Below are 14,903 nucleotides of genomic sequence, written 5' to 3' on the forward strand. Positions count from 1 at the left end.
CTGAACTGGCGCTCAATGCAACTTTGGCAAGGGACTGCCTTATAAAAACTGATCCAGAACCAAAATGATCTGGAACAGTGTTTGATTCGAATAAATACAACCGGAGCTAGGCTTATTATTAAAATTTATGGAAACAAAAGAAGAAATATTAAGGATCATAGATGTACTCAATGATACTTACGAAAGTGAGGAGGCCTGGTATGGCCCGTCCGTAGTGGAGGCTTTGCGGGATGTGACGCCGAAAATGGCAGAAGCAAGATTAAGCAATAACACACATTCCATTGCCGAAATTGTTTATCACATGACTACATGGCGGATTTTCACGGTACGTAAACTTCAGGGTGATGCAGAATTTGATATAAAAACGCAGGACAAGGATTGGAAAAAGTTTCCGGTTGTTGACGAATTTGAATGGGAAGCTATTCAGATGGAGCTGAGCCTTTCGCAGGAAGAACTGATTTCGGAACTTGAAAAAATCGAGAGCGACAGTTTCCTTGAAGAGTTTGTTCCCGGAAGAGATTATTCTTATTACACGTTGATTCACGGTGTTATCCAGCATGATGTTTATCATATCGGGCAGGTTGGAATCATAAAAAAAGCAGTGAAGGGCATGCGCCTGGAAGAAGATGATTACGGCGCATTTGACGACCGTTCCGACTTTGACAACGGAGCAGATTATTACTGATTTTACAAGTAGTTTGAGGCTTCATGCAGGCTTTTACGATATGGTTCTGTAAACACTTTCATGCATCCCGATCGTGATCTGTAATCCTGAAATGACTATTTTTGAATTTGCAGTCATAAACATTAAAGCTGCCCGAAATGCCGGGCAGCTTTTTTTGAAAAACTTCTGTGCAGCATTTAGCATTGAAACTCTTAATCATAGCTATGAAAATTCTGATTGTTGAAGATGAGCCCAAACTGGCCGGTTTCTTGAAACGTGGTCTGGAAGAACAATCCTGGGAAGTAGAGCTGGCTTATGACGGACAGGTCGGCAAGAAAATGGCTTCCAATTACCGCTTTGACGTCATTGTTCTGGATGTCAATCTGCCGTTGCTGAATGGCTATGATCTGGCAAGGCAGCTAAGGAATGACGGCCTCGCAACACCGATTCTCTTTCTGACTGCTTTGGGCACCATTGATGACAAACTGGATGGTTTTGAAGCCGGCGGCGACGATTACCTTGTAAAGCCGTTCGAATTCCGGGAGCTGATTGCAAGAATCAAAGTGCTTTCGCAACGAAACAGCTCACGGGAACAGTCTCATCAGGTATTGAGCCTTGCCGATCTGGAACTTAACCTGGATGAAAAAGTGGCTCGCCGCGGCGGAAACCGCATTGACCTTACTGCAAAGGAATTTGCGCTGCTGGAATATCTGATGCGGAACAGAGGAAGGGTGGTGTCACGCGTGGACATTGCCGAGCAGGTCTGGGATATCCGGTTTGATACGGGAACAAACGTGATTGATGTCTATATCAACTTCCTGCGGAAAAAAGTGGATAAGGATTATCCGAACAAACTGATCCATACGGTCGTGGGAATGGGCTATATTTTCAAGGAAGAATGAACATCAAATCCCGGCTTACGCTCCTTTTTACCATGCTGGTGGGTTCCATCATGGCGCTGTTCTGCCTGTCCATCTACTTTTTCTACGATCAGTACCGTGAAAAGCAGTTTTATTCCTTTCTGAACGAACGCGGACAAACGATTGCGCAACTGGTGGAAGCGAGTAACAGCATCAGCAAAGCAGATATCCGGCAGATTGAAAAAGAAAACAACACCATTTTGCTGGACGAAGAGATAACGATCTATGACGGAGCGGACTCGGTTATTTTTACAAGCGGAAATGAAAAATTTGAACTCTCGAAATCCTTGCTGAACGAAGCCAGGGAAGGCCGCGAAATACGCACAAAATACCAGAAAAAGGAAGCCATCATCATCCGCCATATTTTACAGGATCACCGCAAGCCCTGGGTCGTTATGGCCGTTGCCAATGATTATTCGGGCATGAATCAGTTGAAACGGCTTCGGGAAATCCTGGTGATCGGATGGCTGTTGTCACTGGTTCTGGTAGGCGTTGCCGGCTGGCAGTTTGCCAATGATGCAATCAAGCCGGTAGCCGATATCATTGATCAGGTCAATAATATCTCGGCAGGAAACCTGCATGAAAAAGTAACGGTCGGAAGGGAAAAGGACGAGCTTGCATTTCTTGCCCAGACTTTCAACCAGATGCTGAACCGGCTGGAAATCGCTTTTGTAGCTCAGAAAAACTTTGTTTCCCATGCTTCTCACGAACTCAGGACACCGCTTGCACTGATCATGAGCGAAGCAGAACTGAGCTTGATGAAAGAACGCTCGCCCAATGAATATCAGGTTGCGCTCAAAGGAATATGGGCAGAAGCAAAGGAAATGAACGAGCTGGTGAGCAGGCTGCTTGAGCTGGCGCGTACAGAGGAAAATACCTTTAAGGTCATGTTTTCCAAAATCCGTATTGACGAGGTATTATGGCAGGCAAAAGCTTCGGTCCAGCAGAAAAATCCGGGTTACGAAGTGCATATCCATTATGATAAAATTCCGGATGACGAAGAGCAACTGAAACGCTACGGAGACGAAAGCCTGCTGAAAACGGCCTTTATGAACCTGATGGACAATGCCTGCAAATACTCCAACAATAAGACCGTCAACGTTTATCTTCAGATTCAGAAAGATCTCATCAAGATTTTGTTCAAAGATGTGGGCACCGGTATTTCAAAAGAAGAACTGCCTTACATATTTGATACCTTTTACAGAAGTGCGACTACCATCAGCAAAGCCGGTTACGGAATCGGACTTTCCCTTACCAAGAGGATCATCAACATGCAGGGCGGGAGCATCGAAGTAGAGTCTGTACTGGGGTCCGGAACGACCTTTATTCTGAAATTTCCTCCTTTTTAATTCACTTTTAATTCTGCGTTAATGTGCCTTTAACACATTCAGAAGTCATTTGTAGCATAAATCACCGCCTTGATTTGTGCCTGCTATGGAGCGTATTTCTTTGCTTTTATCCCGCCTGTTGTCAACCGTTTTCTGTACGTCGGGAAACACCAATTCCTGTCAGTCGAGATGAAGATCAGAAAGTCCGCAGCATGGAAGCCCGCAACGGGTATCAGGGGATTCACAGAAAACTGGAAGAATGATTTGCTGTCCGGTTTTCTGGTATCGCTCATTGCACTTCCGCTAAGTCTTGGCATTGCCGGCGCCAGTAATTTTCCTCCGATGATGGGCATTCTGACAGCCATTGTCGGAGGTGTCCTCGTTTCGTTTTTTACCAGTTCCGAGCTGACTATCAAAGGCCCTACTGCCGGCCTTATCGTTATTGCTGCGGGTGCGGTGGACGATCTTGGGAAAGGCAATATGATAACCGGCTGGCACCTTGCGCTTGGTGCTGTTGTTGCAGCCGGCATCGTCCAGATGCTGATGGGGGCTTTCAGATTGCCAAGATTTGCCGATTTCTTTCCGCTTTCCGTCATTCACGGCATGCTGGCTGCAATCGGGATCATTATCATGTCAAAACAGATTCACCTTGCGGTGGGCATTGCGCCATCTGAGCTGAAAAGCAAAGGGCCGCTGGAACTGATTGCCATGGTTCCGCACAGCCTGATGAATATCGAGTACCATATTGCCATTATCGGCCTTGTCGGGCTGATGATCATGTTTGGCTGGAAATACCTGTCTTTTTCCATCTTTAAGAAAATGCCGCCGGCTTTGGTAGTTCTTTTAGTGGCCATTGTGCTCGGACAGTTTTTTCACTTGTTTGAACCAACTTACCGGGATTTCAAGCCATTGATCAATCCGGGAGAATTTTCATTTGCTTTTCATGTCGATTTCAGCGGAATCAAAGGTGATCTGCTTCCTGTGTTTATGAAATATGTAGTCATGTTTGCGCTGATCGGAAGCCTTGAATCGTCGCTGACCGTCAAAGCCATTGACCTGCTTGATCCTTACAGACGTAAAACCGAACTGAGCCGTGATGTAACTGCGGTGGGTGCCGGCAATGTAGTTGCAGGTATTTTGGGCGGGCTTCCGATGATTTCAGAAGTCATACGCAGTTCGGCCAATATCAGCAATGGCGGCAAAACGCGCTGGGCCAATCTTTTCCACGGTATTTTCCTGCTGATTTTCGTAGTGCTTCTTTCTCCGGTTATCAGAATGGTTCCGGTGGCGGCACTCGCGGCCATGCTGATTTTCGCAGGTTTCCGGCTTGCTTCTCCTGCCGAGTTCAAACATATCTATTACATCGGCAAAGAGCAGCTGATTATATTCCTTGTCACCATTATCGTTACGTTAAGCACTGATCTTCTGATCGGAATCGCCTGCGGTATTCTTGTTAAAATTATGATCCAGCTGTTTTATGGCGTTAAACCTTCGCATATTTTCTCGCCAAAGATTGAGGTGAAATCCGAGCATGAGGTTTTCTTCGTGCATGTTCCGCGCGCTGCGGTTTTTACCAATTACCTCAGCCTGAAAGCCAAGCTCGAAGCCATACCCAAAGGTAAGATTGTACAGGTGGATTTTTCCAATTCGCCATACGTGGATCATACCGTGATGGAAAATATAACCAGATTTAAAAATGACTATGAACAGGCAGGCGGGCAAATGGAGCTGATCGGATTTGGATATCATATTGCTCTTTCGGACCATCCGCTCGCAGCCAGAAGAAATCAAAGAGAAACTGTATTGAGTTAAATTGAGTTAGGTGAGTAGTAAGGAAGAATTGGCTTTTGGATTTTCCGAAAGCCAATTTTTTTATTTCAGACCTTTATCCTGAATGAAAGATTCAGCCTGTTTTGCTTCTTCGATCCGGTAACTCGGCAGCGAATCGGGAAGCTCCCGGGCAATGTACTCGATCATCTTTTCCCGCACCAGACAACGCAGATCAAACGTATGTGATGAATTCCGGGCGGACATGGTTGCTCTTACCACCATCAGCTGGCCTTGCGTATCCGTAACCTGCAGTGCCCAGGATTTTCCGTCCCATAACGGCGTTTCGTCCAGGATTTCTTTCAGCTTTTCCCTTAATGCGGGAATCGGGGCGAGATAGTTCAGATGGAAAAAAGCAGTTCCGATAAGCGTGCTGTCGTTTCGCGTCCAGTTCTGAAAAGGCGTTTCAATAAAATAGGTAATGGGCAGCACAATTCTTCTGAGGTCCCAGATATTGACAACCACATAAGTCAGGTTTATTTCTTCAATGCGTCCCCATTCGCCTTCCACTATCACAACATCATCAATTTTAATAGGCTGGGTAAATGCGATCTGAATGCCTGCCATGAGGTTAGCGAGCGATTTCTGTGCTGCAAAACCAATGATCACACTGAAAATCCCCGCCGAAGTAAGGATGCCCACGCCGTACTGCCGTACACTTTCAAAGCTTAGCATCAGAATGGAAATGCCGAACAGAATGATCATGATGATGACAATGCGTTTCACAAATTTGATTTTTGTGAACATGCGTCTTGCCTGGTTATTGTCCGGCGAATCAAAATCCAGCTGATCGATCAACAGCTTTTCAATAATGACCACAACGCGGATCATCAGCCACGTTGTAGCCGCAATCAGGAGAATTTTGCTGATCGAGAAAATCCAGAAGTAATCCCTGTGCGTCAGCGAAAAGGTCTTGATTGTGGCCGTAATAAAGAGCAGCGGAATGAAGAAGTGTAAAACATTGGTCAGGTTTTCCTTTATGGACCGCACCGACTGCCACTCTTTTCTGGAAGCGGTGATTTTAATCAGATTGACAATAATTCCGCTGACGACCAATCCGATAATTCCGGAAGTCAGAATAACCAGCCAGGGGTAATTTTCATGATCCAGTATTTTCAACAGATCATTCATGACATCAGTTATCATTAAGGCGGGCTACGATCATTCCGGTATGTTTTGGGACCGAAGCAACATACTCGGCCAGCGGAACATTGGACATAATTACTTTTTTGCCCGTTAAAGAAGCATGTATCAGATAAGCGCGGCTGCCGATCCGGGTTATAATCCCCATATGGTTTACATCCAGTCCTTCCACCGAAGAGGTAAATGCAACAATGTCGCCATCGTGCAGCATAGGTTCTGTTTTCTGGATTCCCGCCTTCGGGATGTAACTGTATTCTCTGGAATTGATGATGTTTTCCTGTTCGCGGATTTTTTCCCAGACTTCGGTTTCAGCCATGGCCGGGTACAGGTTGGCATGATTGCTCATGAAATTGATCTCCTTTTTGAAGGGAACGCCGCCTACTTTGGCCGTAATGTCTTCCAGCCGGCCGCGTTTCTGGTTCTCATACATCCAGTCGAGAATATAATGCAGCCGGGAAGCGTATCCTTCAATGGTTCCTTCACGGTAGCGCAGCTTGGTGAGTTCGTTTTTGTACCCTTCGTAACTCGGGTTTTCCGTTTTGGAAATGGCCAGCGCTATTGAACTTTCCACCAGTGTTGTGCAATCCAGTCCGTCGAATTTGCAGACCAGCCGTTCAGTCGGGTTTCCTTCCAGAGTTCCGGCAATATAAGGCGTTCCCAGAAACGACTCGCTCATCCGCAGCACCTGCGTTCCGATATCTCTGCTGTCCGGCAGTTCCATTTTTTGCCCGAAAGTCTTTTGAGGGCTTGTCTGGGCAAACGTGCAAGTGGAAGCTAGCATTAATACAAGAAGAACTATAATTCTGATCATGCGGATTGTAATCATTTTTTTACTGAGAGAACGTAAGCAGAAAATTAATCTCTAAAATCGAGATTATTGTAAAAATAATGACGAATCGGCCCAATTGCAATCTTATAAATGGCGGTTTGGCAATGCTTCCGGCAGCTCTTCATTTACTTCACCGGGATTTTTGACCGGAAAAAAGAACGCCAGTCCGTGATGAAAAAATTGCCAGGACAAGTTGCCGATCAGACTTTTCACTTCGCTCGGACGTGCATTCCGGGATTTCAGCGCAAAGGCAATGGAAAGACCGAAACTGACGATAACGTTCATAAAACCGATACCCGCAATTCCGATTATGGAGTTCAGCCAGAGGTCAGTGGAAACGTTATTTTCCAGGCCGCCAACTGCCAGCCCGAAGTTTCCGGAAGCAAAGGTAATATGGCGGATATCCAGCGGCAGGCCGAATGTAAAGCCGATTGCACTGGTGGAGCCCAGGAAAATACCGAGGAAAAAGTTTCCGGCCAGCCCGCCGAAATTGCGCTCGAAATAGCCTGTCATGCGGTTCAGCCTTTCCTGTCCGAAGAGCCGGATCAGTTTCCTGTGCTTTTTTATGCGTAAAGTATACTTGTTGTAAATCCATTTGTTTTCGTAATACCCTGAAATCAGTCCCGAAAGCATCAGGTAAAAACCGGCCAGTGCGGCATGCGGCAACGCCAGGCTTTCCCATATATTCAGTTCGGTAATCAGCCGGATTGCTTTTGCAGGATCGGCGATATGATAACCCATCAGACGAAAATAAATCCAGTCCAGCGCGTAGGCAACCGGAAAGGCAATCACAGCATTTCCAATCAGTGAAATAAACTGGCTCCGGATCAGGCGGATGAGCAATTGGGTCGTTTTGTGCAGCCAGTTGGGATTTTCACCGTTATTGCTCAGATTGGCGGCAATCGTGGAGGCCGTCATGGCGGGCTGCTTCGTGGCAATCGTGAAGCCGAGAGTATGGATCAGCATAAAGCCGATGGAGTAATTCATGCTGTAAAAAAAAGCTTCCCAGAATACAGGAAAATGCTGAAAGTACAGGCGGGTTTTGTTCATGCATAGAAAAGCGACAATCACTCCGCCTCCAAGTGCCTTTCCGAACAGTCTCCAGTAAGCCGATTTGTCGGATGCAATGTAGTGTTCTCCGGTTTTGGAAGTGTTTTCAATGACTTTGAAAGTAAGTAACTGAAGGTTGGTGGAAAAGTGCTTGCGTAAACTGTACTTGGTATTTTCTGCATACACAAATTCCTTAAGAAGCTGCGTAATGGTAAGCCATTGGCGGTTTGGATCGTCTGTCTGCAATATTTCGAGCAGCTGCGCAAGCCGTTTCAGGTACTGCTCGATTTGCCTTACCTGATACGTGAGCTGCAGACTGATCCCGAAAATGTCCTTGTGCCGGTAAATGTAACTGATCTGGCTTTTACACTGGCTGATCATCACCAGAATGTGCTTGTAGTCATCATAGCGGTCAGGCAGTGAGTAGACCGTGGAATTCAGGTTTTTTTCCACATAGAGCATTACTTCCCGGTTCAGGCCCAGAAAAGGAGAGTCGAGGTCATCCACTTTCGGGATTTTGGAGGCTACTTCCGGATCTACGCCAAGCGTTGCAGCTCTTTGTGCAAGAATGAGTATGGAGTTCAGAACTTCTTTTTCAATGTATCTTTGGATTGCCGGATTTACTTCTTTGAAAAGACTGGAAAGAAAATCAGCCCAGTGGTGGTCCGGAATTGCTTTTACCCACTGATAATCCTTTTTATGGCAGAAAAGCTGGTCGAAATGCGTTCTCAGTTCGTTCGGTTCATCCACCGGAGGCAAAAACTTGAAACTCAGCCGTGCAGAAGCATCAGAAAAGAAACCTTTGTTGGACCCGATTTCCGATTCGGTAAGCAAGGATACAAACTTGGTTGAAAAAAGTACTGAAAGGATCTGTTCGGACATCAGTTCTTTTTCCCGCCAGTCCAGTGAAATACTGGAGAGTATTTCAGAGAAGGGCCGGTTCTTGTTTGGCTTGGCTTTCCAGTGACTGCGGATTAGATCAGTAAATTTTCCGACATAGTCTATGCGCTCAGGTATTACAACACGCTCCATAACATCCATTTTAAGCTTCCGCTTATATCAAATTTAAGTAATCCTTTTACAGCATAGCCGAAATTGCGGCTATTGTTATAAAAGCAGTTCGAATTTTACAATTCATTGTTTGCGGACAATCTCATAAACTGAAACGGATGCAGGCAGTAACTCGATCTGAACGCCGGTAGAAGTAATTTCGGTTGCTTTCAGGCTCAGTTCAGAAGCAAATGCAGGAAACACAGGTTTAAGTTTGTATAAAAAGGTATTTTCAAGTTTTAAAAAATGAGTCCAGGCATCCTGCGGAATCCTTATCGCAGTTTCCATGCTTCTTTTCCGGTCAAAATTATAAATGAACAACAGCTTCTGGTTTTCAGTATAACGCAGGTAACTGTACATCCCTTTTTTATCATAATTATAACATTGCCCGTCTATGTTGAAATACTGAAGATCGTAAAATTCGCCGGCATAAACAGCTTCATTGTCAAGCACAAACCGGTTCAGGCTTTCATAAAACGAACGCAGTTTCTTCTGATCTTCCGTTAATTTTTCAAGATCGAATTTCCCGACGTTTACCCATTGCTGGAACTCCGTTACGCCCCAGTAATCAAAAATCGTTGTGCGTCCGTCCTCGCCCTGAAATCCTTCCGACTGCGTCGGGTTTACGCCCAGTTCCTGTCCGAAATACAGCATCAGCGGGCCGGTATGCAAAGTGGCGCTCAGCGTCATGGCCGGAACAGCCGCCCACGGGTCTCCGGCAAAGAACTTCGAGGCAATCCGCTGTTCGTCATGGTTTTCAAGAAACCGGAGCATATGTTCGCTGATATCGCCGGATTCCTGCTGCCAAAGCCGCGTAATTTCTTCCGCTGTACCGTTTCCTTCCATCAGTTTACGAAGTGAATTGTACAGGCCAACTTTGTCATAGAGGTAGTCAAACTTTCCTTTTCGGATGTAATTGTGATATTCGGACGGATTATAGATTTCAGCAATGAAAATGACTTGCGGGTCAAGCTTTTTAATTTCAGGAATCACCCATTCCCAGAACTCGACCGGGACCATTTCGGCCATGTCGCACCGGAAACCGTCCACGCCTTTCTGAACCCAGAACCGCAATATATCGTACATTTTATGCCATGTGGAAGGAATCGGATCAAAGTAGGCAGTTTTCCCGTTCTGATAATCGACGCCGTAATTGAGCTTGATGGTTTCATACCAGTCAAACTGGCTGGGCTGAGCTGCAAAGACATCATTTCCCGTTGCTTTTGCAGGCCGTTCGATATAAGGAGCGGTAATGTTCACCGGCAGGTTATGGCCTTCCGGAACAATGAAATCCTGGTTGGGTATATAATAAAAGTTATTTTCTGCTTTAAAACTCACCGTATCGTCATCCTCCTCGCCGAAATCCTTTATTCCCTGTGCGCGCGCTTTGGAATGATACTGACGTGCAACGTGATTCGGAATAAAGTCGATAATTGCTTTCAGTCCGTGATGGTGCGTACGGGCAACGAGCTGCTCAAATTCCTGCATGCGATTGCTTACGTCCACAGCGAGGTCGGGGTCCACATCGTAATAATCCTTTACGGCATACGGCGATCCGGCAATTCCCTTGACAATCAGCGGATGGTCGGCCGGGATCCCGAACTGTGCGTAATCGGTTAAAGTTGCATGCTGAAGCACGCCTGTATACCATACATGGGTAACGCCGAACCCTTTCAATGCTGCAAGTGCCGTATCCGTAATGTCATTGAACTTTCCGGCGCCGTTTTCTTCCAGCGTGCCATAGAATTTATTGGTTGTATTCTGATTTCCGAAGAGGCGGGTGAAAATCTGGTAAATGATGAACTTATCTTTATTGACTACGGACATGGTATGCTGAAATGTGTTTAAGGCGTTTTTTGATTTAGATAACTAATCCTACATAAATTCTGATCCAATGGAAGCCGCCGGATAATTCAGTATGATGAACATTGTAATTTTGACTATTTTGCAGCATAATAAAACGGATTAACTTGTTTCCGACGCCGGCATCCGTTTTAAATTTTACTGTTTGTCCGGAAAATTAAAGCGTGTTCCAGAAGCGAAATGCAGTAATCCGGAAAGGTTGCGTCTTTTCGAAATAAATCCATAAACATAAAATATAAAATCCGGTAATGGTAAAATCAAGGTACGCCAGCAGTTTTTGAGCCATCAGATCCGTTATGGTACAGCGAATTCATACACTTGTTTTTTCAGGCATGTTGCTGATGTTCATGCTTTTGACAGCTGTAACTGCGCATGCACAGGATTTTAGCGAATGCCAGCAGATCGTTAAAGAACTACTGCCGGTTTTTAACCGTTCCTTTGAAGAAAATGATCCGTCACTACTCCGGGATGAATCCTACCAGCGCGGACTGCGAAAGCTGAAAGCTGCCTATACGCTGTACAACAAGGAAAATTTCCAGCCTTCGGATTCAGTTCAGAAGATGAACAATGAAGCTGTGATGCTTGCATTGTCCGGCAATTATCCAAAGGCGCTGCACATCATGCAGGAACTGGGACTGAGCACTCAAAATCCCCAGTTAAAATACAACAGAGGCTTGTTCGGACTTTTATCCGGCAAATATACCAGTGCCAGAAATGATTTTGCGGAAGCTCCCAATGGTACGCAGGCCAAGCTGAATATCCTTGTCGCCTATGCAAAGGAAAAGAATTACACGGAAGCACTGAACTTTGCAGGCAGCAATTCCGCCAGAAATTCGGCCGGAAAATGGAACTTCAACATTGGCCTTGTGCATAAGTTCGAAGGCCGGCTCCCGGAAGCAGCCGATGAAATAACCGCCGCCATCCGTCAGAAAGATGAAATGGCTTACCGCCTGCAAAGAGGCGATATTCTGATGCGGAACGGGAATGAAAAACGTGCGGTCAAAGATTTTGAAAAAGTAGCCAGAAAGCACCCGAAAGCACAAATCCGTTATGCAAATGCATTGCTTTCACTGAATCAGTTCGGTGCCGCTAAGACGGTTTTTGAAATGTATCTGGAAAGCGGGGACAAGACTTTCCGCGGCGATGCTTTTCTGGGCATTGCGCATGCATACTACGGGCTTCAGCAGATCACCGAAGCGCAAAGATTTTACCGGCTTGCAGCCACTTTGAAGCGGGAAACGCCCGCACTCCAGACCGGAATTGCCAATACGTACCTTTCCAGGCATGAATACCAGACTGCATTTACCTATTTTGACCGGGTGATCAAAAAAGATTCGACTTACTTGCCGGCATATCTGGGAAGAGCGGTTGCTTATTATGGCCAGAAAAAATACGAGCTGGCGTTGCAGGATTTTAAAAAAGCGGAGAAAGCGCTGGATGTCAATAACAAGTTCCTGGCGGATGTATTTGTAACAAAGGCATTTTCAGAATATTACCTGAAAAAACCGGCCGAAGCACAGAAGGATTTTCTGACGGCCATCCGCCTTGATCCGACGCGTTATGAAGCGCTTGCCGGATTGAGCGGGATCCTGATCGATCAGAAGCGGTTTCCCGAAGCCGGACAGTACATGGCAAAAGCACTCATGTACGAAAAGAACTACGACCGGATGTGGAGCAACTACGGAAGTCTTTTGCTGCATTTCGACATGTATAAGAAAGCCTATCAGGTTTTCAAAAATGCCATTGCGCTCAATCCGGCAAACATCAATGCACAAAATGGATGGGGGGTTGTCTTGCTGGAAAATGATCAGCTGGACCGTTCCATGGCGTTATTTGACAGTCTGGTCAAAGAAAATCCGGAGTTGCCGTTTCTGCACAATAACCACGGGATTGTTCAGGCGTATATAGGAAACAGGCACGAACAGCGGCATCAGGCGGATGAGGCCAATGCAAGATATGACGGTTCTTTTCAGGATTTTAAAAAAGCAATGGCTGCTGCTCCTTCAAGGAAATTCTACAACGTAAACCAGGGCAATGTGTACCGCTATCAGGAAAAATACGATGAAGCCAGATTGAGTTACCAAAGTTATCAGGATAAAAGTGCCCTGAACAATACGGCTGTACTTTATGCCGGGCAGGAGCGCATCAAAGATGCCAAGTACTACCTCGGAATCGCGATTCAGATTGACTCCATGCATCGTGTGTTTCAGTACAATATGACGATACTCGCCAACGGAAAACAGAAAGAAATGATGAAACTTGTTGCTTCTGCAGACGAGAACAGCCCTTTTTCAGACATCGGTATCAAATACAGCCGCGATGGTTTTGTAACGATTTACCTGTACGATTATGAGTATGACGTCCTTACTTTTCCGGGACGCCATTACATGCCTTTACCCGTTGCGGAGTATAAAGAAGACTATTTTATTCCTGACTATGACTTCAAACTGGTTCCCTATGAGAAGAAAAAAGGAAAAGCAGTCAGAAAAAAGAAAGTGCGTTATAAAAGCCAGAAAGTAAAACTTCCTGGCTCCAGAGCACGTTCCGGAACCAAATGTCCGGTTTTATTCTGATGGATCGTCAGGGATACACAAAACTATTGCTGAGAAATATTTTCTACGGATTCCTCACCTCAGCTTCACAGAGCGTTACAAAATTCAAATGGTGCTGCTGATCAGGAAAATGGCTGGTTAAGGATGTTTCGGACCTCGACAAAACTGATCGGTTTGTCAAGAAAATAATCCGCGCCTTCTTTGTATGCTTCTTCTCTCAGATTGGTCATCGCACTCATCATGACAATTTTGATCCTTCTTCCGGTATTGTCGTCTTTTATATGCCTGATCTCATTAATCCCCTTACCATCGGGTAAGTTATTGTCTATAAATATCCAATCGGGATTCAATTCCTTTATACAATTCATTCCTTCCAGTAGCGAAGATGCCACCTTGACAGTCGTATCCGGAGTCTTAATATTTAATTGCCTAACTAGAAAATTGCGCATCAATATCCCTAAATCCTTTTCATCCTCAATAATTACAATTTTCATAGCGATGTGTTAAAAATAGATTTTTTTTCATTTTTACGGAGGTAACAGACTACAAATGTGTCCGGTTTAGTAATAATAAACATTCGGTTAAAATAATCCTGCCATTCAGATCGCCATCAAAGAGGTGTTAATTACAAATGATTGAACGGTTCGGGATGGCCCGGGAGCATGGACGGGTTGTAGAATCATTGTCCCTCTTTTCCGCTTTATAGGAACATTCCTTTACAGAAATCGAAAACGTTCCTTTGCCAATAATCCATGAATTTTGTTGTAAATAGTTCATTATTAATAAATTATGATCATTTCAAAAAGCTTAAATGAAGTTGGTACAAGTTTTTCATAGGAGTTTTCATTAAGAAAATAAATTATCCACAACAAATAGACTTGGATCATGACCACCAATAAAATCATTTTGGGCGTTTTAGCAGCTGCTGCGGCAGGAACAATCATCGGATTACTTTTCGCACCTGAAGACGGCGATAATACAAGAAAGAAAATCAAGAAAAAAACCAATACACTTGCCAGCGATCTGATTGACGCGCTTGAAAAAAGCAAAGAAAAAGCAACCGAAACCGCTGAAAATATCAAGGAAGAAGGAAAAGCATATAAAGATGCAGCTGTAAACAAGGCAGAAGAGTACAAGGATACAGCGAAAGAGGAAATCAATAAATTTTAAATTTTGCTACTTCCGGCCGATGGTCGTTGCTGTTGACCGGAAGTAATGCAATTTCATCAGATATCTAATCCGGGATATGGGAACAATATTATCAGATTCACAAAAAAGTAACGCAAAATCAACAGTTTTGCAAAATGCCAGTTACTTGAGGGACTTATTTCTAGAAGGTTCAAAAGGGATTACCGGAAAAGGAAATGCTTCGGGAATAGGAGCTATCCTGACCAGTACAGCATTCAAGGGTTTGCCTGCACCGCTCAGGTTTCTTGCACCTATTGTTGTTGAAAAAGTAATTATCAAACACGGCGTTCCGCAGGGTCGGGAGTTGTTGCTGAAAGGCCTTCGCTGGGTCAAAAAAGCAACGGATGAAAAACCGGTTGTTATAAGATAAGAAACGGAAATATATATCTAATTGATCCAGACCTTTCCTTGAAAGAAGGGTTTTTGTACACCCTTGCTTTTTACAGGCAAGGGTTTTACTCTTATATAGGATATTGCCGGATGATTCAT

General features: G+C 44.9%; 12 protein-coding genes. 7 read left to right on the forward strand and 5 right to left on the reverse strand.

The genetic code is table 11. The features are described from left to right. Positions 1-127 precede the first annotated feature (127 nt). From FEM55_RS09720 to FEM55_RS09735, 4 genes are all read left to right on the forward strand, one after another. Positions 128-685 (forward strand): DinB family protein, encoded by a 558-nt coding sequence (locus FEM55_RS09720; protein WP_138281131.1) that lies wholly within the window; start codon positions 128-130, stop codon positions 683-685. Positions 686-888: 203 nt separating this feature from the next. After that, positions 889-1,566 (forward strand): response regulator, encoded by a 678-nt coding sequence (locus tag FEM55_RS09725; RefSeq protein ID WP_138281132.1) that lies wholly within the window; start codon positions 889-891, stop codon positions 1,564-1,566. Beyond that, positions 1,563-2,933, forward strand: a complete 1,371-nt coding sequence (locus FEM55_RS09730; protein ID WP_138281133.1) for a sensor histidine kinase — start codon at positions 1,563-1,565, stop codon at positions 2,931-2,933. The genes FEM55_RS09725 and FEM55_RS09730 overlap by 4 nt, the downstream gene beginning before the upstream one ends. Positions 2,934-3,101: 168 nt before the next feature. After that, positions 3,102-4,724, forward strand: a complete 1,623-nt coding sequence (locus tag FEM55_RS09735; RefSeq protein ID WP_138281134.1) for a SulP family inorganic anion transporter — start codon at positions 3,102-3,104, stop codon at positions 4,722-4,724. Positions 4,725-4,784: 60 nt separating this feature from the next. Here FEM55_RS09735 and FEM55_RS09740 read toward each other — a convergent pair whose 3' ends face one another. From FEM55_RS09740 to FEM55_RS09755, 4 genes are all read right to left on the reverse strand, one after another. Beyond that, positions 4,785-5,870: a mechanosensitive ion channel family protein gene (locus tag FEM55_RS09740; RefSeq protein WP_138281135.1), complete on the reverse strand. Its 1,086-nt coding sequence runs from the start codon at positions 5,868-5,870 to the stop codon at positions 4,785-4,787. 4 nt (positions 5,871-5,874) lie between these two features. Next, positions 5,875-6,693: an N-acetylmuramoyl-L-alanine amidase-like domain-containing protein gene (locus FEM55_RS09745; protein WP_138281136.1), complete on the reverse strand. Its 819-nt coding sequence runs from the start codon at positions 6,691-6,693 to the stop codon at positions 5,875-5,877. A gap of 102 nt (positions 6,694-6,795) precedes the next feature. Then, complete coding sequence (locus FEM55_RS09750; RefSeq protein ID WP_171036527.1) at positions 6,796-8,793, reverse strand: site-specific recombinase; 1,998 nt, start codon at positions 8,791-8,793, stop codon at positions 6,796-6,798. Positions 8,794-8,895: 102 nt separating this feature from the next. Continuing rightward, positions 8,896-10,638 carry an alpha-amylase family protein gene (locus FEM55_RS09755; RefSeq protein WP_138281138.1) on the reverse strand — a complete coding sequence of 581 codons (1,743 nt, stop codon included), beginning with the start codon at positions 10,636-10,638 and terminating at the stop codon, positions 8,896-8,898. Between the two features lie 332 nt (positions 10,639-10,970). Here FEM55_RS09755 and FEM55_RS09760 point away from each other — a divergent pair, with 332 nt between their 5' ends. Then, positions 10,971-13,247, forward strand: coding sequence for a tetratricopeptide repeat protein (locus tag FEM55_RS09760; RefSeq protein ID WP_138281139.1), 2,277 nt, complete (start codon positions 10,971-10,973; stop codon positions 13,245-13,247). A gap of 101 nt (positions 13,248-13,348) precedes the next feature. On the opposite strand, the gene FEM55_RS09765 is transcribed toward FEM55_RS09760, so the two are convergent. Then, complete coding sequence (locus FEM55_RS09765) at positions 13,349-13,720, reverse strand: response regulator (protein WP_138281140.1); 372 nt, start codon at positions 13,718-13,720, stop codon at positions 13,349-13,351. Between the two features lie 391 nt (positions 13,721-14,111). Between FEM55_RS09765 and FEM55_RS09770 the strand changes: the two genes are divergently transcribed. Then, positions 14,112-14,396, forward strand: coding sequence for a YtxH domain-containing protein (locus FEM55_RS09770; protein WP_138281141.1), 285 nt, complete (start codon positions 14,112-14,114; stop codon positions 14,394-14,396). Between the two features lie 145 nt (positions 14,397-14,541). Next, positions 14,542-14,784, forward strand: a complete 243-nt coding sequence (locus tag FEM55_RS09775; protein WP_138281142.1) for a hypothetical protein — start codon at positions 14,542-14,544, stop codon at positions 14,782-14,784. Positions 14,785-14,903: the final 119 nt, after the last annotated feature.

This window comes from Dyadobacter sediminis (assembly GCF_005860765.1).
GTDB classification, from domain to species: Bacteria; Bacteroidota; Bacteroidia; order Cytophagales; family Spirosomataceae; genus Dyadobacter; species Dyadobacter sediminis.